This is a genomic window from Cupriavidus pauculus (assembly GCF_022179805.1).
GTDB lineage: Bacteria > Pseudomonadota > Gammaproteobacteria > Burkholderiales > Burkholderiaceae > Cupriavidus > Cupriavidus pauculus_E.
The window spans coordinates 252,702-275,232 of sequence record NZ_BPUO01000002.1; the positions used below are offsets into that span (position 1 = coordinate 252,702).

Annotated in this window: 18 protein-coding genes and 2 pseudogenes; 9 read left to right on the forward strand and 11 right to left on the reverse strand. The window is 66.4% G+C overall.

Annotated features, from left to right (window positions below; translation table 11 throughout):
• Positions 1–17 precede the first annotated feature (17 nt).
• Positions 18–734: a molybdate ABC transporter permease subunit gene (gene modB, locus MFF62_RS04775; RefSeq protein WP_238260718.1), complete on the forward strand. Its 717-nt coding sequence runs from the start codon at positions 18–20 to the stop codon at positions 732–734.
• Positions 735–739: 5 nt separating this feature from the next.
• The gene (locus tag MFF62_RS04780) at positions 740–1,462 is read left to right on the forward strand and encodes a sulfate/molybdate ABC transporter ATP-binding protein (RefSeq protein ID WP_238260719.1); all 723 of its coding nucleotides are present in this window, start codon (positions 740–742) and stop codon (positions 1,460–1,462) included.
• Positions 1,463–1,491: 29 nt separating this feature from the next.
• On the opposite strand, the gene MFF62_RS04785 is transcribed toward MFF62_RS04780, so the two are convergent.
• From MFF62_RS04785 to MFF62_RS04800, 4 genes are all read right to left on the reverse strand, one after another.
• The gene (locus MFF62_RS04785; RefSeq protein ID WP_238260721.1) at positions 1,492–2,295 is read right to left on the reverse strand and encodes a TOBE domain-containing protein; all 804 of its coding nucleotides are present in this window, start codon (positions 2,293–2,295) and stop codon (positions 1,492–1,494) included.
• Between the two features lie 66 nt (positions 2,296–2,361).
• A complete protein-coding gene (locus tag MFF62_RS04790) occupies positions 2,362–2,604 on the reverse strand; it encodes an RNA recognition motif domain-containing protein (protein ID WP_238260723.1) in 243 nt (80 codons plus the stop codon).
• A gap of 91 nt (positions 2,605–2,695) precedes the next feature.
• Positions 2,696–3,475 (reverse strand): enoyl-ACP reductase FabI, encoded by a 780-nt coding sequence (gene fabI, locus MFF62_RS04795; protein WP_238260725.1) that lies wholly within the window; start codon positions 3,473–3,475, stop codon positions 2,696–2,698.
• 38 nt (positions 3,476–3,513) lie between these two features.
• The gene (locus tag MFF62_RS04800) at positions 3,514–5,832 is read right to left on the reverse strand and encodes a DUF3141 domain-containing protein (RefSeq protein WP_404990621.1); all 2,319 of its coding nucleotides are present in this window, start codon (positions 5,830–5,832) and stop codon (positions 3,514–3,516) included.
• A 209-nt stretch (positions 5,833–6,041) separates the two neighbouring features.
• Between MFF62_RS04800 and MFF62_RS04805 the strand changes: the two genes are divergently transcribed.
• Both MFF62_RS04805 and MFF62_RS04810 read left to right on the forward strand, forming a co-directional pair.
• On the forward strand, positions 6,042–7,046 hold the full coding sequence (locus tag MFF62_RS04805; protein ID WP_283205312.1) for a bifunctional enoyl-CoA hydratase/phosphate acetyltransferase: 1,005 nt from the start codon (positions 6,042–6,044) through the stop codon (positions 7,044–7,046).
• 12 nt (positions 7,047–7,058) lie between these two features.
• A complete protein-coding gene (locus MFF62_RS04810) occupies positions 7,059–8,282 on the forward strand; it encodes an acetate/propionate family kinase (protein ID WP_238260729.1) in 1,224 nt (407 codons plus the stop codon).
• Positions 8,283–8,310: 28 nt separating this feature from the next.
• Here the strand turns inward: MFF62_RS04810 and MFF62_RS04815 are convergent, their stop codons facing one another.
• On the reverse strand, positions 8,311–9,087 hold the full coding sequence (locus MFF62_RS04815; protein ID WP_238260731.1) for a tyrosine-protein phosphatase: 777 nt from the start codon (positions 9,085–9,087) through the stop codon (positions 8,311–8,313).
• Between the two features lie 301 nt (positions 9,088–9,388).
• Between MFF62_RS04815 and MFF62_RS04820 the strand changes: the two are divergent.
• The 4 genes and pseudogenes from MFF62_RS04820 (at position 9,389) to MFF62_RS04835 (ending at position 13,224) form a co-directional block, all read left to right on the forward strand.
• Positions 9,389–10,794 (forward strand): annotated as a pseudogene (locus MFF62_RS04820) (SLC13 family permease).
• Positions 10,795–10,824: 30 nt separating this feature from the next.
• Positions 10,825–11,873 (forward strand): annotated as a pseudogene (locus MFF62_RS04825) (Ldh family oxidoreductase).
• 97 nt (positions 11,874–11,970) lie between these two features.
• Complete coding sequence (locus tag MFF62_RS04830) at positions 11,971–12,666, forward strand: transglycosylase domain-containing protein (RefSeq protein WP_238260733.1); 696 nt, start codon at positions 11,971–11,973, stop codon at positions 12,664–12,666.
• Positions 12,667–12,753: 87 nt separating this feature from the next.
• Positions 12,754–13,224 carry an MgtC/SapB family protein gene (locus tag MFF62_RS04835; RefSeq protein ID WP_238260735.1) on the forward strand — a complete coding sequence of 157 codons (471 nt, stop codon included), beginning with the start codon at positions 12,754–12,756 and terminating at the stop codon, positions 13,222–13,224.
• 13 nt (positions 13,225–13,237) lie between these two features.
• Here MFF62_RS04835 and MFF62_RS04840 read toward each other — a convergent pair whose 3' ends face one another.
• The 5 genes from MFF62_RS04840 to MFF62_RS04860 form a co-directional block, all read right to left on the reverse strand.
• Positions 13,238–13,483, reverse strand: coding sequence for a formate dehydrogenase subunit delta (locus MFF62_RS04840; protein WP_238260737.1), 246 nt, complete (start codon positions 13,481–13,483; stop codon positions 13,238–13,240).
• A gap of 8 nt (positions 13,484–13,491) precedes the next feature.
• The gene (gene fdhD, locus MFF62_RS04845) at positions 13,492–14,340 is read right to left on the reverse strand and encodes a formate dehydrogenase accessory sulfurtransferase FdhD (RefSeq protein ID WP_238260739.1); all 849 of its coding nucleotides are present in this window, start codon (positions 14,338–14,340) and stop codon (positions 13,492–13,494) included.
• Positions 14,341–14,357: 17 nt separating this feature from the next.
• Positions 14,358–17,177 (reverse strand): formate dehydrogenase subunit alpha, encoded by a 2,820-nt coding sequence (gene fdhF, locus MFF62_RS04850; protein WP_404990672.1) that lies wholly within the window; start codon positions 17,175–17,177, stop codon positions 14,358–14,360.
• 132 nt (positions 17,178–17,309) lie between these two features.
• Positions 17,310–18,866: a formate dehydrogenase beta subunit gene (locus tag MFF62_RS04855; RefSeq protein WP_238260743.1), complete on the reverse strand. Its 1,557-nt coding sequence runs from the start codon at positions 18,864–18,866 to the stop codon at positions 17,310–17,312.
• Complete coding sequence (locus MFF62_RS04860) at positions 18,863–19,378, reverse strand: formate dehydrogenase subunit gamma (RefSeq protein ID WP_238260745.1); 516 nt, start codon at positions 19,376–19,378, stop codon at positions 18,863–18,865. The genes MFF62_RS04855 and MFF62_RS04860 overlap by 4 nt, the downstream gene beginning before the upstream one ends.
• A gap of 136 nt (positions 19,379–19,514) precedes the next feature.
• Between MFF62_RS04860 and MFF62_RS04865 the strand changes: the two genes are divergently transcribed.
• Positions 19,515–20,606: a substrate-binding domain-containing protein gene (locus MFF62_RS04865; protein WP_238260747.1), complete on the forward strand. Its 1,092-nt coding sequence runs from the start codon at positions 19,515–19,517 to the stop codon at positions 20,604–20,606.
• A gap of 29 nt (positions 20,607–20,635) precedes the next feature.
• On the opposite strand, the gene MFF62_RS04870 is transcribed toward MFF62_RS04865, so the two are convergent.
• A complete protein-coding gene (locus MFF62_RS04870) occupies positions 20,636–22,342 on the reverse strand; it encodes a M30 family zinc metallopeptidase (protein ID WP_238260749.1) in 1,707 nt (568 codons plus the stop codon).
• Positions 22,343–22,531: the final 189 nt, after the last annotated feature.

The window sequence follows — 22,531 nt, forward strand, 5'->3', positions numbered from 1 at the left end:
GCAATAAGGCCACTGTCATGGATGCTGTCTGGGTTCCGCTGCTGCTGTCGCTCAAGGTTGCGGGTTGGGCCACGGTGCTCAATGCCGTGCTGGGCGTGGCAGCCGCGTATGCCATTGCGCGCTGGCGCTCGCGGGCGCGCGACGTGGTCGATGCCATCCTGACGCTGCCGCTGGTGCTGCCGCCCACGGTGCTCGGCTACTACCTGCTGGTGCTGGTGGGCCGGCGCGGTGTGTTCGGCGCGTGGCTGGAAAGCATCGGCATCGAACTGGTGTTCACCTGGCAGGGCGCGGTGCTGGCATCGACTGTGGTGGCCTTTCCGCTGGTGCTCAAGTCGGCGCGCGCTGCGTTCGAAGGCGTCGACCATCAGTTGGAGAACGCGGCACGGGTGCTGGGCATCTCGGAGGCTGCGATCTTCTTCCGCGTGACGCTGCCCATGGCGCTGCCCGGCATCGTGGCCGGCGTGCTGCTGGCCTTTGCACGCGCGCTGGGCGAATTCGGCGCCACGCTGATGGTGGCGGGCAACCTTCCCGGCCGCACCCAGACGCTGTCGGTGGCGATCTACGAGGCCGTACAGGCCGGCAATGACGATACCGCCAACCTGCTGGTGCTGGTCACCTCGGTCACCTGCATCGTGTTGCTCGTGGTGGCGGCGCGGCTGGTGCCACCGGCGCAGCGCGGTACGGGCAACCTGTTCGAGCGCCGCAAGTTCCGGCGCGAGCCTGTGGCGAGGTGATGGGCATGAGCATGCAGATCAATGTCCGCAAGCGCATGGCGTCACAGGACCGCCATTTCGCGCTGGATATCGCGTTCGAATCGGATAGCCGCCGCGTGGCGCTGTTCGGGCCGTCCGGCGCCGGCAAGAGCCTGACGCTGCGGGCCATCGCCGGCCTGATGGCACCCGATGCCGGCCGCATTGCGCTGAACGGCCGTACGCTGTTCGACAGCGACACCGGCATCGACGTGCGTCCGCAAGAGCGGCGCGTGGCTTACCTGTTCCAGGACTACGCGCTGTTTCCGCACCTGACCGTATCGCAGAACATCGCGTTCGGGCTGCGCCGGGGCTGGCGCAATCCCGCGCGACGCGCGCTGCCGCCAGAGGCCGCGCGCTGGGTCGAGGCGTTCGGGCTGCGCGACATCGTGAATCAATACCCCTCGCAGATATCGGGCGGACAGAAGCAGCGCGTGGCGCTGGCGCGCGCGCTGGTGGCGCAGCCCGATATCCTGCTGCTAGACGAACCGTTCTCGGCGCTCGACCCGGCGCTGCGCGTACGCATGCGCGAGGAACTGCGCGCGCTGCAGGAAAGCCTGGACGTGCCGATGCTGATGATCTCGCACGACCCGGAAGACGTCGAAGTGCTGGGCGACCACGTACTCGAAATCCGCGACGGCCGTATCCACGCCAGCGGCCGCGCACAACGGCATCCGCCGGTCTACGCGCCCGAATCCGCGCACGTGGTCTAGTGTCTGGGTCCAGGCGGCGGCCGTAGCGTTCAGATCATCGTCCCGAGGATCACGCTCGACGCCTTGAAGATGGCCAGCGCGGCCACGCCTTCCTTGAGGTCCAGGTCGGCCAGCGCCGCGTTGTTGACGATGGCCGCCACGGTGCCGCCGCCTTCCAGCTCCAGCACCACTTCCGCATTGACCGCACCAGGCACCACGCGTGCCACCGTGCCGGGCAACTGGTTGCGCGCCGACAGCCGCGCGGCGGGATCGGGCAGGCCGATCATCACGGACGATGCCTTGACCAGCGCGAACGCCTCGGCACCGGGCACCAGTCCCAGCGTCTCGGTGCTTTCATGGGTGATCGTGGAAACGATGCGCAGACCGCCGGGCAGCGCCAGCGTGATCTCGTCGTTGACGGCACCGGGCCGCACGGCCTCCACGCGGCCAAACAGCTTGTTGCGTGCGCTGGTCTTGATCATCATGCGTTGGATCAGGTGAACGTCTTCGGGATTGGCCTCGGACATCGCGCCGGCACGCTCCAGATGGGCGATGAACCGGGCGTGCTCGGCTTCCATGGCGCGGTAAGTCGCGATCAGCCGCGCGGCCCGGTCCGTCAACCGCGTCCCGCCGCCACCCTTGCCGCCCGCCGCGCGCAGTACCAGCGGTTCGCCGGCGCTGTTGTTCATCGCGTCGATGGCATCCCAGGCGCCCTTGTAGCTGATGCCTACCGCGCGCGCGGCGGCCGTGATCGAGCCGTGCTCGCCAATGGCGGCCAGCAACGCGATGCGGTCCTTGCCGCCCCAGTCCTGCTGGCCGGCGCGGAACCAGATGGCGCCCTGGAGTTCTAGCATGCGCTGACCTGTCTGTAATGTCGGAAGTGCGTATATTACTGCCAGCGGCCACCGGCAGCGTACACGTCAGCTCTGATGGGCGGGGATGTACCAGCGCATGACGCTGCCGGCGAAGTACTGCTTGTCCAACTGCCGCAGCAGGCGCCAGCAAGTGAACGGGTCCACCGCCAGGTCTACCCAGGCCCAGGGATGGTCCGGGTCGCCCTCGCGCACGAGTTCGATGGAATTGACCTTGGCGTAGATCTTGAGCTTCTCGCGCAGCATGTCCTCGGTCACATCGCGATGCAGCCCGCGTATCAGTACCTGCATTGCAGCCTCTCCCCGATTGGAAAGTGGTGATGCCTGTATTCTAGGCCGCACCCGGCGATGGCGCCGCCAAGCGATGCGGCAATCGCACGATTCACGCCATGATGTGCACGCCGCCGTCCACGTACACCGTGTTGCCCGACACCCGGCGCGCGTACGGCGTGGCCAGATAGGCCGTGGCAAAGCCCACGTCCATGATGTCGACCAGCTCGCCCAGCGGCGCGCGGCCGGCGGCCTCGGCCAGCAATGCATCGAAGTCCTTGAGCCCCGACGCCGCGCGCGTCTTGAGCGGCCCCGGCGAGATCGCATGCACGCGAATGCCCTGCGGCCCGAGTTCATAGGCCAGGTAGCGGCACGTGGCCTCCAGCGCGGCCTTGACCGGACCCATCAGGTCATAGTTGGGCACCACGCGGTTGGCGCCGTCGTAGCTCATGGCGAACAGCGTGCCGCCCTGCCCCATCAGCGGCACAGCGCGGCGCGCCATGCGGATGAACGAATGGCACGACACGTCCATCGCGCGCGCAAAGCCCGCCGCCGACGACTGCAGCAGCCCGCCCTGCAAATCTGCCTTGGGCGCGAAGGCCACCGAATGCACCACCGAATCCAGCTGTCCCCACGTCTCGCCGATGCGGGCGAACAGCGCGTCCATTTGCGCGTCGTCCTCCACGTTCAGCGGCATCAGGATCGGCGCCCCGATCTGCTCGGCCAGGGGCGCCACGTGCGGATACGCCTTGTCGTTCAGGTAGGTCAGCGCCACCTCGGCGCCAAGCTCGCGGAACGCGCGCGCGCAGCCCCAGGCGATGGAGTCTTCGTTGGCCACGCCAACGATCAGCACGCGGTTGCCAGATAGCGGGGGATTGGGTACGTTGACCATCGTGTCAGCCTCTCCTTGCGTGCATCGTCAACGGTGGACTATTCGGCTTCCGCCGGCGTGGCCTTGCCGTTGCCCTGGTCGGTGCCGAACACCTCGGCCACCTCGCGGTAGCGGGCCAGCCATTCCGCATCGAGCGGCCCGCCAACGGTGAGCACGCGATGCGCCAGCACCATGATGCGACGACGCTCCTTCATGTCGGGCACCAGCTCCGGCAGCGCCTGGATGGCCCCTTCGGGGTCCAGGCTGACGATGTAGCTCTGCCGGCGTACGGCGTCCTTGAACTGCGCCAGTGTGATGCGCTTTTCCGGCGGGTTCTCTCGCGCCAGCTTGCGCAGCAGGTTGAACGGCCGCTCCTCGATGGCCGAGCGGCCCTGCGTCACGTACGACAGCACGCGCAGGAACGCGTCGAGCGCGGTGCCCGTGCCGATCTCGCGCTCGGCCTCGCGCCGCCGCAGATCGGCCACCTCCTTGCGCAACGCCGTGATGGCCGGCGACTCGGAGCGCTTGGGCGTCGACGTCATGCCCAGCATGGCCGGCAGCCACGGCGAGCCGTAGATCGATTCGAACATGCGCTCCTGCCACGCGTCGCGCGCGTCGCGATACTGGTCCAGCGAGCGCACGATCTGGTCGGATACGGCCTGCTGCATGGCCAGGAACGGATTGTCGGCAGACACCGGCTGGCGCGCATCGCGCACGGCCGGCGCCATGGCGGCGATCCATTGCATCCACGGATTCTCGTCGGCGAACAGCGAGCGTTCGAGCCGCGACGGATGGATGGCGCGGATGGCCTGCGCCGTGACCTCGTTGGACGTCGCACGCACGGCCGGCGACGCAAACGTGTCATACAGGTTCTGGTTGATCTCGGCCACGCGCCGCACCACTTCGAACGGCTGCTCGTCGTCCCGGCCATCGTCGAGTGCCAGGATGTCGTCGATGGTGCGCCGCTCGAAACGCACGAGGTAGCGGCCTTCGATCAGTTCGCTGTGCGGGGAATCCGGTGCGAAGTCCTCTATCTTCGCTTCGTACAGGCCCGGCGGCAGCACGTCGATCAGGTCCAGCGCGCAGAACAGTTCGGAGTGCTCCTTGTTGGCCACGCTGCCGGAAACGAAGATGCCCAGGTGCCCGATCGACGGATGCAGGCAGTAGACGATGGTCTGCTCGTTGGCGACGATTTCGTCCACGTTCGCATACAGGTCGGGAATCCAGTTCAGCGCCTGCTGCGGCGGCGTGATGTTGTCCCCCCAGGACGCGAACACGATCACCGGCGACCGCACGTTGCGCAGGTCGATCACGGTCTGGCCATCCTTGCTGCGCACCTCGCCGGCCGTCAGGTGGTTGCCGACGAACAGGTTCTGCACGATCCAGTCGATCTCTTCGCGGTTCATCAGGAAATGCCCGCCCCACCAGCGTTCGAACTCCAGGAAGCGCGGACCTTCGGTGTCCACCCTGGCGTAGACGTTGTACAACTTTTCCCAGAGCGTGTTCGACGGATTCAGCTTCTCGAAATTCTGTACCAGCCAGGCCCCGTCGAAGCGGCCATTGCCCAAGTCGGCGGCCAGGGAGGACAACCACGTGCCGCCCAGCAGCCCGCCCGCATAGCGCATCGGATTCTTGCCGCGCACGCCAGACCAGTACGCCACCGGTGCGCCCGCCAGCAGGATCGGGCCGGTTACCTCGGGCGAAGCCGCCGCCAGGATCAGCAACGCCCAGCCTGCCTGGCAGTTTCCCACCACGAACGGTTTGCCCGGTGCCTCGGGATGCCGCTCGGCCACGGCCTGCAGGAACTTGCCTTCGGTGCGTGCCACGTCCTCGATGGTCTGGCCGGGGCACGGATCGCGGAAGAACGTGATGAAGTAGCACGGATGACCGGTGCGGATGGCATTGCCGATCTCGCTGTCGGCCTTGAAGCCGCCAATGCCGGGGCCGTGCCCGGCGCGCGGGTCCATCACGACGAACGGCCGCTTGGTGTCGTCGGTGGGATGCGCGGCCGGCGGCACGATGCGCATCAGCGCGTAGTTGACCGGCCGGGGCAAATCGCGCCCATCGATCAGCACCTCGTGCTGGAACACCAGCACCGGCGGCATGCCGCCGCGCTCGTGCTCGGCGGTCTCGTTGCCACGGCGGCGCAGGATATCGAGGAACAGGATCGACCGTTGCCAGGCGTCGATGCCGTATTCCCACGCGGCCTGCGCCACCGGGTTCAACGGCATGGGCGGGAAGGCGGCAAACGGGAGGGAAAACGGGGATGCCGGCGCGGCCGGCTGGGAATCTTGTGGGGCGGCCCGGGCGGGAGCCTGGGCGTCGGGGGTGGCGTCCTGAGCGGGCACCTCGCCTACCGCAGGTTGACGTGCATTCATTTCCGTTTCTCCTTCGGGATTGGCGGATCAGGGGCATGCAGCGTGGCGCGAACATCGCTTGCTGCGATGCAACAGTAAAAATCTACCAGCCTCCGTGCGACATGACAACTGTCACCGGGTCCGATGACACTGACCGCGCCGTATATGTCTCTGGCAAGTCATCGATGCGGCGCCCAGCTTGGCCTATACTGCGACAGACCGTTTGCGCAATGCAGCATCCACAGGTCCTGCCGGGTGCTGTCCGATGGAATTTTAGGTACCTGCCCATGCCAACACCATCGTCTGACGACAAATACGCGCGCCTGCTCGCACGCTGCGAGGGACTGCCGCCCATCCCCACCGCCGTCGCCCATCCCTGCGACTACACGTCGCTGGACGGCGCGCTGGAAGCCGCGAGGCTCGGGCTGATCGTGCCGATCCTGTGCGGCCCCGCCGCCCGCATCCGCGCGGTAGCCGAGGAACACGGCCTGTCGCTGGGCAACACCGAGATCATCGAGGCCCCGCACAGCCACGCTTCCGCCGAATGCGCGGTCGAGGCCGTACGTACTGGCCGGGCGGAGCTGCTGATGAAAGGCAGCCTGCATAGCGACGAAATGCTGCACGCGGTGGCCCGCAGTGCCAGCGGGCTGCGCACCGAACGGCGCCTGTCGCATGTTTTTGCGATGGACGTGCCGAACTATCACAAGCCGCTGTTCATCACCGACGCGGCGGTCAACATCTTCCCCACGCTGAACGACAAGGCCGACATCGTGCGCAACGCGATCGACCTCGTGCGCGTGCTGGGCGTCGAACGGCCCAAGGTGGCCATCCTGTCGGCCGTGGAAACCGTCACCGACAAGATTCCGTCGACGATCGATGCCGCCGCGCTGTGCATGATGAGCCTGCGCGGCCAGATCGAAGGCGGCCTGCTCGATGGCCCGCTGGCCTTCGACAACGCCATCAGCAAGGCCGCCGCCGATACCAAGGGCATCAAGTCGGACGTGGCCGGCGACCCCGATATCCTGCTGGTGCCGGACATGGAGGCGGGCAATATGCTGGCCAAGCAGCTCACGTTCCTGGCCGGGGCCGAATGCGCCGGCATCGTGCTGGGCGCGCGCGTGCCCGTCATTCTGACCAGCCGCGCCGACAGCGTGCGCGCGCGCATCGGCAGCTGCGCGATTGCCGTGCTGCTGGCGCACGCGCGGCGCAGCGCGCAAACCTCCGTCCCCGCCTGAGAGGAGAGCGGCGTGAGCACATCGCATCCAGTCATCCTCGTGGTCAACGCAGGGTCGTCGAGCGTCAAGGTATCGATCTACGTGGTGCCGGACGACGCGCACCACAACGTTGACATCCAGCCCACGCTGGCCGCGCACGGCCAGATCGAAGGCATCGGCGTGGCGCCGCGCCTGGTGGCAAAGATGGCCGATGGCCGCGAGGTCACCGACCAGCGCTTTCCGGCGGAGCAGGTGCCGGACCATAACGCCGCGTTCCGGCTGATCCGCCTGACGCTGAGCGTGGCGCTGCGCGATACACCGCCGGTGGCGATCGGCCATCGCGTGGTGCATGGCGGCAGTGAATTCGCCGATGCCGTGCGCATCGATGATGAAGTCATCGCCAAGCTGGAAGCGCTGGTGCCGCTGGCACCGCTGCATCAGCCGCATAACCTCACGGCGATCCGTGCGATTCGCGGCGCGGCGCCCGAGTTGCTGCAGGTGGCCTGCTTCGATACGGCCTTTCACGCGGGCCACGACCCGCTGACGCAGCTCATGGCGCTGCCTTACGAGTACTTCGAGCAGGGTGTGCGCCGCTACGGCTTTCATGGCCTGTCGTATGCCTATATCGCGCGGCGGCTCAGACAGGTGGCGCCGGACCTGGCCAGTGGCCGTGTCATCGTGGCGCATCTGGGCAACGGGGCCAGCCTGTGCGCGATGCGCGACGGCAAGAGTATCGATTCGACGATGGGCCTGACCGCGCTGGACGGCATGCCAATGGGCACGCGTTGCGGATCGATCGATCCCGGTGCGGTGCTGTACCTGGCCGCGCAGGGCATGGATACCGACGCGATCCAGTCGATGCTGTACGGCCAGTCCGGGCTCAAGGGCATTTCGGGCATCAGCAGCGACATGCGCGCGCTGCTGGACAGCGACAGCCTGCGTGCAAAACTCGCAGTCGATTTCTACGCGTGGCGCTCCGCGCAGGAAATCGGCAAGCTGGCCGTGACTCTGGGCGGATTCGATGCCCTGGTCTTCACCGCCGGCATCGGCGCGAATTCTCCCGACGTGCGTGCCCGCATCTGCGCGCACCTGACCGACCTGTTCGGCGTGTCGCTCGATGCGGCCGCCAACGCCGAGAACTGCCAGCGCGTGAGCCGCGACGCGAGCCAGGTGCCAGTGCTGGTGCTGCCCACCGACGAGGAAGGCATGATCGCGCTGTCTACCGCGCGCATCCTGCGCGAGAACGGCGGACTGTAGCGGGCTTTGGCAGGCGTTAGACGACGCCTCAGGCTTCGAGGTAGTGCCGGCGCAACTGGTCGACGTCGATACCCAGGTCGTCGGCCAGGAAGTTCTCGACGCCGCCGTAGGTGTTCGCCATCGCATCCATCGACGCCTCGATGTATTCGGGCCGCACTTCGAGCAGCGGCAACATCGTTTCCGCCGCCACCCCGATCCCCGCCACGCCGGCCAGCATCTTCTCGTTGAAGCGCTGGTTCCAGTGGTTGGACTCCAGGTAGTTGGCGACGATGTCGTCCTGCGACACACCCAGCGCGCTCAGCAGCAGCAGCGACGCAAAGCCGGTGCGATCCTTGCCGGCGGTGCAGTGGTAGAGCAGCGTCTTGCCCGCTTCGGCATGGCCCATAAACGCGCCGAACGCGTCGCGGTAGCGCACCGGAAAATCGCGGTACACATCTAGCATGAAGCCGTGCATCTGCGCTGCGTTGCTGGCGCGCAGGCGCGGCATCAGCACGTCCATGGACATCGAGCCGTCCAGCACCGGCACCGCCAGCCACTGGAACCGCTGCCCGAATGCCGCTTCGGCGGCTGACTTCTCGCCCATCGAACGGAAGTCGACCACGATGTCGAGCCGCAGCGCATCGAGCTTGTCGAGATCGGCGGCGCACCCCAGCGCGGGATTTGCGCTGCGATACAGCTTTTCATGCCGGATACGGCGTCCGGCATGGCCCGTGAGCCCACCCAGGTCGCGCGCATTGGCAATGGTCTCCAGGTCCAGGCAGGTCCGCAGCGCGGCTGCGGCAATCTTGTCGGTGTTGTTCTGCATATCTCTTTGGCGCGTTACACGACACGCATAAAAAACGTTCAGCATCGACGCCAATTATTTCAGATCGCTCGCGGTAATGACACCCTCCCGCCAACGAAACCCCGCCAGCCGTTGCCACGCCTGAAGGACGGCACGTCACCTGGCAAAAGCTGACTTCGCAGCGGATTGATCCAGGGCAACTTCGCGGAAATGGCGATCTTGGCGCACCGCGCCAGCGTTCACATGATGACCATAGGTCGAACGCGGCAAGTCATGTGCGCCGCGACGCGTCCGGCCCGCCGCCCCATCCAAGGACGTCACCATGCCCGACCCGAATCTCTCCCCTGGCGCGGCCGCCACTGCGGCGGCCGCGCCCGTCACGCCCAAGCTACACATTCACTGGGGCCTCTACGCCGCCGTCGTCGTGCTGATCGCCGTGCTGCTGATCCCCTTGCCGCCGGACCTTCCCGTGGCCGGCCAGCGCATGCTGGCAATCCTGGCCTTCGCGGTGGTGGTGTGGATCACCGAGGCCGTGACCTACGAGACCAGCGCCATCATGATCACGTCGCTGATGGCGGGGCTGATCGGCTTTGCGCCAACCGTGAACGATCCCACCACGATCTACGGCACTTCCCGTGCGCTGGGCATGGCGCTGGCCGGCTTCTCGAACACCGCGCTGGCACTGGTGGCCGCCGCGCTTTTCATTTCGGCGGCGATGACCGTGACTGGACTCGACCGGCGCATCGCGCTGGTCACGCTGTCGGCCATCGGCACCAGCACGCGCCGCATTCGGCGTGGACAAGAAGTCGAACATCGCGGCCGGCATCATGATCATGGTGGCCATGGCCACTAGCGTCTGGAACGTCGGCATCCAGACCGCCGCCGCGCAGAACCTGCTGACTGCCGGCTTCATGGACAAGCTGCTCGGCGAGCGCGTGACGTGGATGCAATGGCTGATTGCCGGTGCCCCGTGGGCCCTCACATGTCGGCGGTGCTGTATTTCCTGGTGCGCTGGCTGCTGCCTCCGGAAACCGACGCCATCGCCGGCGGCAAGGAAGCCGTGCAGCGCGAACTGACCGCGCTGGGGCCCATAACAGGCCCGCAGAAGCGGCTGGCCGCCGTGGCCATCGGGCTGCTGCTGTTCTGGGCCACCGAGGGCAAGCTGCACAAGTTCGATACCGCCACCATCACGTTCGTGGGGCTGGTGATCCTGATGATGCCGCGCATCGGCGTGATGGACTGGAAGACCCTGCAGCAACGCACGCCGTGGGCACGCTGATCGTGTTCGGCGTGGGTATCAGCCTGGGCAGCGCGCTGCTGACCACGCAGGCCGGCCAGTGGCTTGGCAAGTTCGTGGTCACGCATTCCGGGCTGGCCGATCACGGCACGCTGATGGTGTTTGCCGTGCTGGCGGCCTTCCTGATCCTGCTCCACCTGGGCTTCGCCAGCGCCACGGCGCTGACCGCCGCGTTGCTGCCGATCCTGATCTCGGTGCTGCAGACGCTGCCCGGTGACATCAACAAGATCGGCATGACGATGCTGCTCGGCTTCACGGTCAGCTTCGGCTTCATCTTGCCGATCAACGCACCGCAGAACATGGTCTGCCTGGGCACTGACACCTTCAACGGCAAGCAGTTTGCCCGCGTCGGCATCCCGGTCACGATCATTGGCCACCTGCTGATGCTGCTGTTCGCCGCCACTTACTGGCGCTGGCTTGGCTGGGTCTGAACCCGGCCACCTGTAACCCAGGACGCCCCCATGAAACTGTCGACCGCATCCGCGCGCACCTTTGCGCGCAATATCCTGATCGCACAGAATGTGCCCGAAGACATTGCTGACGACGTGGCCGAGCATCTGGTCGAATCGGACCGCAGCGGCTACGTCAGCCACGGCATCTCGATCCTGCCCAACTACCGCCGCGCCATCGAGGGCCAGAGCGTCAATTGCGCCGGCCGCGCCGAATGCGTGATGGACCGCGACATGCTGATGGTCTTCGACGGCCACGGCGGCTTTGGCCAGCACATAGGCAAGACCGTGATGCTGCAGGCCATCGACCGAGTGCGCCAGCATGGCCATTGCATCGTCACGCTGCGCCGCTCGCACCATCTTGGCCGCATGGGCCACTACGGTGAAATGGTGGCGCAGGCGGGCCTGGTGCTGCTGAGCTTTACCAACGTCATCAACCGGCCACCCGTGGTGGCACCGTTCGGCGGCCGCGTGCCGCGCCTGACCACCAACCCGCTGTGCTTTTCCGGGCCAATGCCGAATGGCCGTCCGCCGCTGGTGGTGGATATCGCCACCAGCGCGATTGCCATCAACAAGGCGCGCGTGCTGGCGGAAAAGGCGAGCCGGCCCCCGAGCACAGCATCATCGACGCCGACGGCAACCCGACGACCGATGCGTCGGTGATGTTTGGCGAACGGCCGGGGTCCCTGCTGCCGTTCGGCCAGCACAAGGGCTATGCACTGGGCGTGGTGGCGGAACTGCTGGCCGGCGTGCTGTCCGGCGGCGGCACGATCCAGCCCGACAACCCGCGCGGCGGCGTGGCCACCAACAACCTGTTCGCCGTTCTGCTCAACCCCGAGTTCGACCTTGGCCTGAACTGGGAACGCGCCGAGGTGGAAGCCTTCATCGACTAACTGCACGACACGCCGACCGCACCAGGCTGCGAGCGCGTCCAGTACCCGGGAGAGTACGAAGCGGCTTGCCGCGCCGCGGCGGGCGATGAACTCGATATCAATCCGAATATCTGGCGGAATCTGGAGGCGTTGGGAAGGGAGCTGGGGGTGGAGGTGCCGGGGGCGTAGCTTGCCGGCTCCCGCCTGTTTTGCTCCCCTCTCCCGCCATGCGGGAGAGGGGAGCAAAAAAACAGAGGCATACAACGGCAATGGCACAATACGCGCCATGCAACGTCTCTGGTCCCTCTTCGTCAAGTTCGTGCTCCTCGCCATCGTAGGCGGCGCGCTGCTGGTCGCGTTTGCCGTGTTGATGGCCAACCGGCAGTTGCCGTCGCTCGATGCGCTCACGGCGTTCCGGCATACGCCTAGCTACGTGAAGCTGGGCGACTTCCCGCATACGCTGCCCGAGGCCGTCGTCGCCATCGAGGATGACCGGTTCTATCTGCACGATGGCGTCGACTATGTCGGCGTGATGCGTGCCGGCGTTGCCAACCTGTCCGACGAACTGTCGCAGGGCGCGTCCACGATCACGATGCAGGTGGCGCGCAACTTCTTCCTGTCGCGCCAGAAGACGTACACGCGCAAGCTGTACGAAATCCTGCTGGCCTACCGCATCGAGAATGCGATGACCAAGGACGAGATCCTGGAGGTCTACCTGAACAAGATCTACCTGGGTCAGGGCGCCTATGGTTTCTCGGAAGCGGCCGATACCTATTTCGGCAAGCCTGTCGAGCGGTTGACGCTGGCCGAGTGCGCGATGCTGGCCGGGCTGCCCAAAGCGCCATCGGCCAACAATCCCGTGGTCAATCCGCGCCGCGCGCGGCAGCGCCAGACCTATATCCTGCTGCGCATGATGGAACTGGGCCGCATCACACGTGCGCAATACGACGCCGCGCTGCTGGAGCCACTGCGTCTGCGCTGACCGCGTTGTCAGCGGGCGCCCGACGGCGGCGCCCTGCCCCGCATGCTAGCCTGCCCGAACCGGAACACGCCGGAGGTGGAGGCAGCCATGGAAGGAGTTTGGGGCGATATCTACGGCACGCTGCGATCGGAATTCGCGGACGTGCCTGACGTGAAGGAACTCACACGGATTCTGCTGCGCCTGACGCTGGCCGTCGTGCTCGGCGGCCTGATCGGCTACGAGCGCGAAGCCGCCGGCAAGCCGGCTGGCCTGCGCACACACATGCTGGTGGCAATGGGGTCGGCGCTGTTCGTGCTGGTGCCGCTGCAGGCCGGCGTGGCGCTGCCCGACATGAGCCGCGTGCTGCAGGGCCTGATGTCGGGCATCGGCTTTCTGGGCGCGGGCGCCATCATCAAGCTCAACAGCGAGGAAGACGTGCGCGGCCTGACCACGGCCGCCAGCATCTGGACCGTGGCCGCCATTGGCGTGGCGTGCGGCCTGGGCCGCGAGGCCACGGCCGTGATCGCCACGTTGTTCGGGCTGACGATCCTGCAGGTGCTCTACCGTCTCAAGAAGTAGCCTGTGAAAAGCCTCAGGCTGCTTCCCGCAGCGTCACCTCGAACTTCTCGCGGTGACGCGCTATGGCTTCCTTGACGATCGGGTCCACGCCCTCGCCGCCAGTGCTATCCATATGCGCCAGGAATGCCCGCTTCATGCGCGGCTCCCAGAATTTCTTGACATGCCCGGCGATATCGCCCAGCGCTTCGTCATGATCGGGCATGGCCTCGAAGAAGCTGCCGATCTGGTTGGCCATCTTGACCAGGTTCTCGATATGCATGCCTGACCTTATTCGGTATGGAATCGTTGGGGGTGGCTGTAGACCACCATCGTGCCGCCGCGCACAAAGCCGGCCAGCGTGATGCCGGCGGTATCCGCCAGGCGTACGGCCATGGCGGTGGGGCCGGACACGGCGGCCAGCACGCCGGCGCCGATGGCCGCGGTCTTCTGCACCATCTCGTAGCTGGCACGGCTCGTGACGATCACGGCGCCGTGCGCGATATCTTCCTGCCCGCCGCGCGCCAGGGCGCCGGCCAGCTTGTCCAGCGCATTGTGCCGGCCCACGTCCTCGCGCACCAGCGCAATCTCGCCGTCGGCGCGCATCCAGGCAGCCGCATGCGTGGCGCCGGTGTCGCGCAGCAGCGCTTGCCGCCTGTGCAACGCGGCAAATGCGTGCTCGAACGCGCGCGGATCGAAGCTGGCATCGCTGTGCACCGGCGGCGCAATGCGCATGACCTCGTCGAGCGATTCGGTGCCGCAGAGCCCGCAGCCGGTGCGACCCGCCAGCGTGCGGCGCCGGCCCTTGAGCTCGACGAACGCACCGGTGGCGATCTCGACTTTCACGGTGATGCCCTGCGCGCCCGCCTCCACGTCGATGCCGTAGATGTCACTGGCCGCGTCGACGATGCTTTCGCTCAGGCTGAAGCCCACGGCAAAGTCTTCCAGGTCGGCTGGCGTGGCCAGCATCACCGCGTGCGAGATGCCGTTGTATTCCAGCGCGACCGGAACTTCCTCGGCCAGATGATCGACCTCCGCGGTCAGCACGCCATGACGCCAGCGGCTGACCGGGAACGTGCGCTGCGCTGGTACCTCGTCGGTACCGGCCGCGCTGTCCGGGCTGGGTACGTCCCGTTTCATCGCACCTCCCCGCTCGCTTAGCCCGCCTGCGCCGTTTCGCCGGCCGCGCGCAAGTGCGCGAGCTGCTCTTCGTTGAACGCCTGGTAGTTGCGCTGCCACGTGGACGGCTGCGCTACCGGCATCACCTGCACCGCCGTCACCTTGTACTCGGGGCAGTTGGTGGCCCAATCCGAGTTGTCGGTGGTGATCACGTTGGCGCCCGACTCGGGGAAGTGGAACGTCGTGTAGACCACGCCCGGCTGCATGCGCTGGCTGACGATCGCACGCAGCACGGTCTCGCCCGCGCGGCTCTGCACGCCCACCCAGTCGCCGTCCTTGATGCCACGTTCCTCGGCGTCGTGCGGATGGATTTCCAGGCGGTCTTCGTCGTGCCAGTTCACGTTGGGAGTGCGGCGCGTCTGCGCCCCGACGTTGTATTGCGACAGGATACGGCCCGTGGTCAGGATCAGCGGATACTTCTTCGTCACGCGCTCGTCGGTCGGCACGTACTTGGTGATGATGAACTTGCCCTTGCCGCGTACAAAGCCGTCCACGTGCATGGTCGGTGTGCCGTTCGGCGCCTCGTCGTTGCAAGGCCACTGGATGCTGCCCAGCTCGTCGAGCTTCTTGTAGCTTACGCCCGAGAACGTCGGCGTCAGACGCGCGATCTCGTCCATGATCTCGGACGGATGCTTGTAGTCCATCGGATAGCCCAGCGCGTTCGACAGCAGGATGGTGGCTTCCCAGTCAGCATAGCCGCCCGCCGCCGGCATCACCTTGCGCACGCGCGAGATGCGGCGCTCCGCGTTGGTGAACGTGCCGTCCTTTTCCAGGAACGACGAACCCGGCAGGAACACGTGCGCGTACTTGGCGGTCTCGTTCAGGAAGATGTCCTGCACGACGATGCATTCCATCGACGACAGCGCCTCGGAAACGTGCTGCGTGTTCGGGTCAGACTGGACGATGTCCTCGCCCTGGCAGTACAGGCCCTTGAACGTGCCGGTAAGCGCGGCTTCGAACATGTTCGGAATGCGCAGGCCCGGCTCGGGGTTGATCTCCACGTTCCATGCCGATTCGAACTGGGTACGCACGGTCGAATCCGACACATGGCGATAGCCGGGCAGCTCATGCGGGAACGAGCCGATATCGCACGAACCCTGCACGTTGTTCTGGCCGCGCAGCGGATTCACGCCCACGCCTTCGCGGCCCACGTTGCCGGTGGCCATGGCCAGGTTGGCGATGCCCATCACGGTCGTGGAGCCCTGCGCATGTTCGGTCACGCCCAGGCCGTAGTAGATGGCAGCGTTGCCGCCCGTGGCGTAGAGCCGTGCGGCACCGCGCAGCAAGTCGGCCGGCACGCCGGTGTTCACTTCGAGCGCTTCCGGCGAATTCTCGGGCAGCGCCACGAAATCGCGCCATTGCTGGAACGCGCGGTCTTCGCAACGCTCGGCAATGAACTCGTCAGCCAGCAGGCCCTCGGTGACGATCACGTGGGCCATCGACGTCACCAGCGCCACGTTGGTACCCGGGCGCAGTTGCAGGTGATAGTCGGCGCGCACGTGCGGCGAATCGACCAGGTCGATCTGGCGCGGATCCACCACGATCAGCTTGGCACCCTCGCGGATACGGCGCTTCATGCGCGAGCCGAACACCGGGTGACCATCGGTCGGATTGGCGCCGATCACCATGATCACGTCGGACTTGGCCACCGAGCGGAACGTCTGCGTGCCCGCCGATTCGCCCAGCGTGGTCTTGAGGCCGTAGCCGGTGGGCGAGTGGCAAACCCGTGCGCAGGTGTCGACGTTGTTGTTGCCGAACGCTGCGCGCACGAGCTTCTGCACCAGGTAGCCTTCTTCATTGGTGCAGCGCGACGACACGATGCCGCCAATCGAATCGCGGCCGTGCTCGGCCTGGATGCGCTTGAACTGCGACGCGGCGTAGCCGATGGCCTCTTCCCACGACACCTCGCGCCACGGATCGGTGATCTTCGCGCGGATCATCGGCTTGAGGATGCGGTCCTTGTGCGTGGCGTAGCCCCAGGCGAAGCGGCCCTTCACGCAGGCGTGGCCTTCGTTGGCGGCGCCGTCCTTGTGCGGGACCATGCGCACCACCTCGTTGCCCTTCATCTCGGCCTTGAACGAGCAACCCACGCCGCAGTACGCGCACGTGGTCACCACGTTGTGCGACGGCTGGCCAAGCTGGATCACCGAGGTTTCGGTCAGCGTTGCGGTCGGGCAGGCTGCCACGCAGGCGCCGCACGACACGCAGTCCGATTCCATGAACGGTTGGCTGGTACCCGCCGCCACGCGCGAGTCGAAGCCCCGGCCGCTGATCGTCAGCGCGAACGTGCCCTGCGTTTCCTCGCAGGCGCGCACGCAGCGGTTGCAGACGATGCACTTGGACGGGTCGTACGTGAAGTACGGGTTCGACTCGTCCTTCTTCATCTTGGTATGCGTGGCGATCGGGGCGGCACCGCCCGCGCCATCGGCATAGCGCACTTCGCGCAGACCCACCACGCCGGCCATGTCCTGCAGCTCGCAGTTGCCGTTGGTCGGGCAGGTCAGGCAGTCCAGCGGGTGATCGGAGATATAGAGCTCCATCACGCCACGGCGCAGTTCGCCCAGCTTGCCGCTTTGCGTGCGCACCTTCATGCCCGCTTCCACGGGAGTGGTACACGACGCCGGGTAGCCACGGCGGCCCTCGATCTCCACCAGGCACAGGCGGCACGAGCCGAACGGCTCCAGGGAATCGGTGGCGCAGAGTTTGGGCACACCGATGCCGGCTTCGGCAGAGGCGCGCATGACCGAGGTACCGGCGGGCACGGTGACGGGTACACCGTCGATCTCCAGCGTGACCATCGTGTCAGTGTCGATGGCCGGAGTTCCGTAGTCGAAATCGTCGTGAGCGTTCAAGGGACGTCTCCCGTAATGCACTGCTAGTGAGGTTGCGCATCCCTTAGGGATGCGTCGTCTTGTAAAGATGCCGCCGCTTCAGGCAGCTTTTGCCGGTTTGGCCGATAGCCCGAAGTCTTCCGGGAATTCGTTCAGCGCGGACAGCACCGGGTACGGCGTCATGCCGCCCATCGCGCACAACGAACCGGCCAGCATCGTGTCGCACAAATCGCGCACCAGCGCCACGTGCTTCACTGGCTGGTCGCCCGCGATGATGCGGTCGATCACCTCGACGCCACGCGTCGATCCGATCCGGCACGGCGTGCACTTGCCACACGACTCGATGGCGCAGAACTCCATCGCGTAGCGCGCCATCTTGGCCATGTCCACCGTTTCGTCGAACACGACGATGCCGCCATGGCCCACCACCGCGCCAAACGCGGCATAGGCTTCATAGTCGAGCGGCACATCGAAGCGCGACTCCGGCAGGTAGGCGCCCAGCGGGCCGCCCACCTGCACCGCGCGGATGGCACGCCCACTGCGCGTGCCGCCGCCGAAATCGAACATCAGCTCGCGCAGCGTCACGCCGAACGCCTTTTCCACCAGGCCGCCCTGCTTGATGTTGCCGGCGATCTGGAACGGCAGCGTGCCGCGCGAGCGGCCCATGCCAAAGTCCTGGTAGAACTTGGCGCCGCGCGCCAGGATGATCGGCACCGTGGCCAGCGAGATCACGTTGTTGATGACCGTGGGCTTGCCGAACAGACCCTTCAGCGCCGGCAGCGGCGGCTTGGCGCGCACCACGCCACGCTTGCCTTCCAGGCTTTCGAGCAGCGCCGTTTCCTCGCCGCACACATAGGCGCCGGCGCCCTTGCGCACTTCCAGCGTGAAGCGCTTGCCGCTGCCGCGGATGTTGTCGCCCAGCCAGCCCGCCTGCGTGGCAATCTCGATGGCGGCCTCGGTGGCGGCAATCGCGTGCGGGTATTCGGAACGCGTGTAGATGTAGCCGGACTCGGCACCGACGGCCAGGCCCGCGATGGTCATGCCCTCGATCAGCATGAACGGGTCGTCTTCCATGACCATGCGGTCGGAGAACGTGCCCGAATCGCCTTCGTCGGCATTGCAGACGATGTACTTGACCGGCGATTGCGCGGCCAGCACCGTCTTCCACTTGATGCCGGTGGGGAACGCCGCGCCGCCTCGGCCGCGCAGGCCGGAGTCCAGCACTTCCTGCACGACCTGCGCCGACGTCATCGACAGCGCGCGCGTCAGGCCGGCAAACCCCTCGTGGGCGATGTAGTCGTCGAGCGACAGCGGATCGGTGATGCCCACGCGTGCAAACGTCAGGCGCTCCTGCTGCTTCAGGAACGGGATTTCGTCGGTCACGCCGTGTGCCAGCGCGTGCTGGCCGCCGGTGAGAAAGCCGGCATCGAACAGCGCGCCGACATCGTCCTCGGTCACCGGGCCGTAGGCCACGCGGCCGGCACCGGTCTGCACCTCGACCAGCGGCTCCAGCCAGAACATGCCGCGCGAGCCGTTGCGCACGATCCGCACATCGGCACCGCGCCGGGCGGCTTCATCGGCGATGGCCTGCGCCACCTCGTCGGCACCCAGCGCCAGCGCCGTGGAATCGCGCGGGACAAAGATGGTGGTGGTCATGCGCGCGCCTCCTCGTCTTCACGTACCGCATCCACAAGCTTGTCGAAGCGCTTGGCATCCACACGTGCGTGCAGCCGCTCGCCGATCATCATCGCCGGGCCGGTCGCACACTGGCCCAGACAGTAGACCGGCTCCAGCGTGAACTGGCCGTCGGCCGTGGTCTCATGGAAATCGCAGCCGAGCTTGCGGCATGCGTGGTCGGCCAGCGCATCGGCGCCCACCGACTGGCACGCTTCGGCGCGGCAGACCTGCACCACGTGGCGGCCGGCCGGCTGCTGGCGAAAATGGTGATAGAACGTGATGACGCCATGCACTTCGGCGCGCGACAGGTTCAAGGCCTTGGCAATGACAGGCACCGCATCTTCGGGAATGAAGCCGTGCGAGTCCTGGATTTCGTGCAGAATCGGCAGCAACGCGCCGGGCATGTCTCGCCTGGCCGCGACGATGCGCGCAATCTCTGGTGCGGGGGTGCCACTGCCGGCTGGCGCCGTGGGGATGGCGGTGTCTGGCATGCTGTCTCCATTCTGTTCTGTCGGTCCCGAAACCGGCTTTCTTATTCATATTCGGGCACATCACAACGGGCTTTTCGGCCTCTTTATGCGACTATAGGACCGTGTTTTACGCCGTTCAATATGCTATTTTCCGCATATGCTACGTATTTCGATCCTTCCCCACCTGCAGATCCGTGACGATACCTCCCTGGCACCCGCGCCAGCGCTGGATGTGTCGCGTCTGGTGGCCCTTCTGGGCCTGATCGAATCCACCGGAAACATTGCGCAATCGGCAGAAGCCATGGCGTTGTCTTACCGCTACGCCTGGGGCATTTTGCGTGATGCCGAGACACTTTTCGGTGGCGCGCTGATCGCCAAGACGCGCGGCCGAGGGTCTACCCTTACCCCGCTGGCCCAGCAACTGGTGTGGGCCAGCAAGCGCATCGCGGCCCGGCTCACCCCCACGCTGGACAGCCTGGCGTCCGAACTGGAAATCGAGCTCAAGAAGCTGATGGCTGCCAGCGACCCGGCGGTGCGCATTCACGCCAGCCATGGCTTTGCCGTTGCTGCACTGCGGGATTTCCTGGACGAACAGAAGGTGCGCCACGACCTGAAGTACTGCGGCAGCCTGGAAGCCGCCGCCGCGCTGGCCGAAGGCGCGTGCGACGTAGCGGGCTTTCATGTGCCCATCGGGGAATTCGAGGAAGAGACGCTGCGCGGCTTCACGCGCTGGCTGCATCCTGAGAAGCACTGCCTGATCCATCTGGCCACGCGCCAGCAGGGGTTGTTCGTGCGGCCCGGCAATCCGCTGAACATCGTGTCGCTGGACGACCTGACGCGCACCGACGTGCGATTCGTCAATCGCCAGCTCGGTTCCGGCACACGCCTGCTGCTGGACCTGATGCTGGCGCGGCGCGGCATCGACAGCAGCCGCATCGAAGGCTTCAGCAACGGGGAATTCACCCACGCCGCCGTGGCAGCCTATATCGGCAGCGGCATGGCCGACGTGGGCTTTGGCGTGGAAACGGCGGCGCGCCGCTTCAACCTGGAGTTCGTGCCGGTGCTCAAGGAGCGCTACTTCTTTGCGCTGGAGGCCGACGCGCTGCAAAGCCCGGCGCTGCAGGGCGCGGTCAACGCCATGAAGAGCGGCAGCTTCCGCGAGCGCGTCAATGCGCTGCCCGGCTACGACGGCAAGATGACTGGCACGGTGCAGACCTTTGCCGAGGCGTTTCCGGACGTGGCCCTGTAGGCCACGCTCGGCTCAGTACCGCATCAAACTCAGTACACCACGACCGACAGCGCCACGCCGGCCGGCACGCGTACCTTGTCGCTGTACACGCCACTATTGTTGGCGCTGCGCGTGGCGATGTAGCTGGCGTAGCCTTGCAGCATCGACGGCGCGGCGGCCGGCAGCTTGCGCAGCATGGTGTAGGTGGCCGCCGACGGATCGATGGCCGGCAGCGCGTACACGCCGTCGGTCCATTGCGGATAGCCGTAGCCGGCCGGGGTGCGGTCCATCGGCATGTTGCTGTTGGTGGTGGCACGCCAGTTGATTAGTGCCTGCTCCAGGCTCCAGTCGGTGCGGGCCGCCTTGATGGCATTGCCAAGCACCGTGCGGGAATCGGTGCCGGGGCGCGCCAGCAGGTCGCGGAAGAAGCCGATACCGAGCTGGCGATCGAGGAAGCCGCCCAGGCTGCCCGACACCGCATAGCTCTCGCACGACACCCCGAAGCCCGTGAACGTGGTCAGGTTGCAGTTGTAGTCGCTGTAGCGGTAGTAGTCAGGCAGGCGAACGTCGCGGATCGGATTGTGGTTCAACACGATGATGCCGCTCAGGAAGTCTTCCATCTGCATCGCCGTCATTTCCTCCAGCCACGTGTCGTAGGCGTGCTCGGCGCCCATGGTCACCTGGCGGCGGTAGAAGTTCTGCATGTGCGTGGCCTCGTGGGCCATCGTGGTCTTGATGGACCGCATGCCGTCCGCCGCGCCCACCGACATCGTCTCGCTGTCCAGGTACAGCGAGATCGACTCGTTGCTGTTGGCTTCCTTGGACTTCAGGAAGTTGTGCAAACCCCAGAAATAGCCGACCGTGCCGTACGCCTTGCCGTCGCGGTTGAAGTTGAGCACCACGATGTCCACGGGCACGCCCGCCGGCAGCATCGACGTGCCGAACTGGTTGGCGCCCCACACCTTGCCGCCCAGGTCGAGCAGCCGGTCGTAGACCATGCCGCTGCCGGCAAACGTCGTGGCCAGGTCCAGCACCATGCTGTCGGTGACGTTGGCGGCCTCCGCGGTCTCCACCCAGACATTGACCTTCGTGCCGTCGCTGGCCACCATCTGCTTGCGCAGCGTGGCCGGGCGCAGCGTGCCGTCGGTGTGGTACCAGCTACGCGTGGCGTTCTCGCTCATGCCCATGGTGCCGATCCCAGCGGCCAGCGGGGCCGGCGCGCTCAGGGTGCTCAGCATCGGATCGCCCGACGTGTGCGTGGCATCGGCCCAGCCCTTGCGGTTGTATTCGCCGATGGCACGCTGCGTGGCCTCGTCGGCCGATGCCTGGCTCAGCGACTGCGGCGCGATCATCTCGGCCGCAACCTTCGACGACGTCGCGGACGGCAGGGCCGCTGCCGTGTCGGTCAGGTTGGCAAGCTGCAGCCAGATCGATTTGCCAGCCACGCCGGAAATTGCATACTGCACGTCGGTCGTCGCGCCGCTTTGGCTACGGTAGCCCCAGACGCCGACATCGGTGCCCGCGTAGCTGCTGGCCGTGGCCGCGCCGCAGGTGCTGCACGCCTGGTCAAGACCATTGACCAGCAATGGCTCGGCGGTGGCGGGCGGGGCGGCCTGGGCCGTGGTCGTGGTGGTGGCGCCGCCATCCCCTCCCCCGCCGCCGCACGCGGCCAGGGCAAGCGCGGTTGCCGCCGCAAGGGCGGTCAGGCTGGTGGAAAACGGTTGGTGCGTGCCGGCACGCGAGGTCATCGAACGCATTGGGGACTCCGAATCGAAAGCGGTCTCCGGATCGACGGCGCATCGCGTCCGCTTCGGAGTGGTCACCCAATAACGGTGTAAAGCCCTGAGGATTTAGCGCCGTCACATCGCTTTTTGCGATGGTTCGATCCAACGGCCGTTTCAATCCGTCGTGATACCCACACAGGCCGGCACCTGCGTGGGCCTTGC

Coding starts and splice junctions, on each gene's coding strand:
- MFF62_RS04790 (WP_238260723.1), bottom strand. CDS start 2,604: ATGCAGGTACTGATACGCGGGCTGCATCGCGATGTGACCGAGGACATG.
- MFF62_RS04860 (WP_238260745.1), bottom strand. CDS start 19,378: ATGCCAGACACCGCCATCCCCACGGCGCCAGCCGGCAGTGGCACCCCC.
- MFF62_RS04785 (WP_238260721.1), bottom strand. CDS start 2,295: ATGCTAGAACTCCAGGGCGCCATCTGGTTCCGCGCCGGCCAGCAGGAC.
- MFF62_RS04870 (WP_238260749.1), bottom strand. CDS start 22,342: ATGCGTTCGATGACCTCGCGTGCCGGCACGCACCAACCGTTTTCCACC.
- MFF62_RS04830 (WP_238260733.1), top strand. CDS start 11,971: ATGCAACGTCTCTGGTCCCTCTTCGTCAAGTTCGTGCTCCTCGCCATC.
- fabI (WP_238260725.1), bottom strand. CDS start 3,475: ATGGTCAACGTACCCAATCCCCCGCTATCTGGCAACCGCGTGCTGATC.
- MFF62_RS04840 (WP_238260737.1), bottom strand. CDS start 13,483: ATGCATATCGAGAACCTGGTCAAGATGGCCAACCAGATCGGCAGCTTC.
- fdhF (WP_404990672.1), bottom strand. CDS start 17,177: ATGGTCACGCTGGAGATCGACGGTGTACCCGTCACCGTGCCCGCCGGT.
- MFF62_RS04815 (WP_238260731.1), bottom strand. CDS start 9,087: ATGCAGAACAACACCGACAAGATTGCCGCAGCCGCGCTGCGGACCTGC.
- modB (WP_238260718.1), top strand. CDS start 18: ATGGATGCTGTCTGGGTTCCGCTGCTGCTGTCGCTCAAGGTTGCGGGT.
- MFF62_RS04805 (WP_283205312.1), top strand. CDS start 6,042: ATGCAGCATCCACAGGTCCTGCCGGGTGCTGTCCGATGGAATTTTAGG.
- fdhD (WP_238260739.1), bottom strand. CDS start 14,340: ATGAAACGGGACGTACCCAGCCCGGACAGCGCGGCCGGTACCGACGAG.
- MFF62_RS04855 (WP_238260743.1), bottom strand. CDS start 18,866: ATGACCACCACCATCTTTGTCCCGCGCGATTCCACGGCGCTGGCGCTG.
- MFF62_RS04780 (WP_238260719.1), top strand. CDS start 740: ATGAGCATGCAGATCAATGTCCGCAAGCGCATGGCGTCACAGGACCGC.
- MFF62_RS04865 (WP_238260747.1), top strand. CDS start 19,515: ATGCTACGTATTTCGATCCTTCCCCACCTGCAGATCCGTGACGATACC.
- MFF62_RS04835 (WP_238260735.1), top strand. CDS start 12,754: ATGGAAGGAGTTTGGGGCGATATCTACGGCACGCTGCGATCGGAATTC.
- MFF62_RS04800 (WP_404990621.1), bottom strand. CDS start 5,832: ATGAATGCACGTCAACCTGCGGTAGGCGAGGTGCCCGCTCAGGACGCC.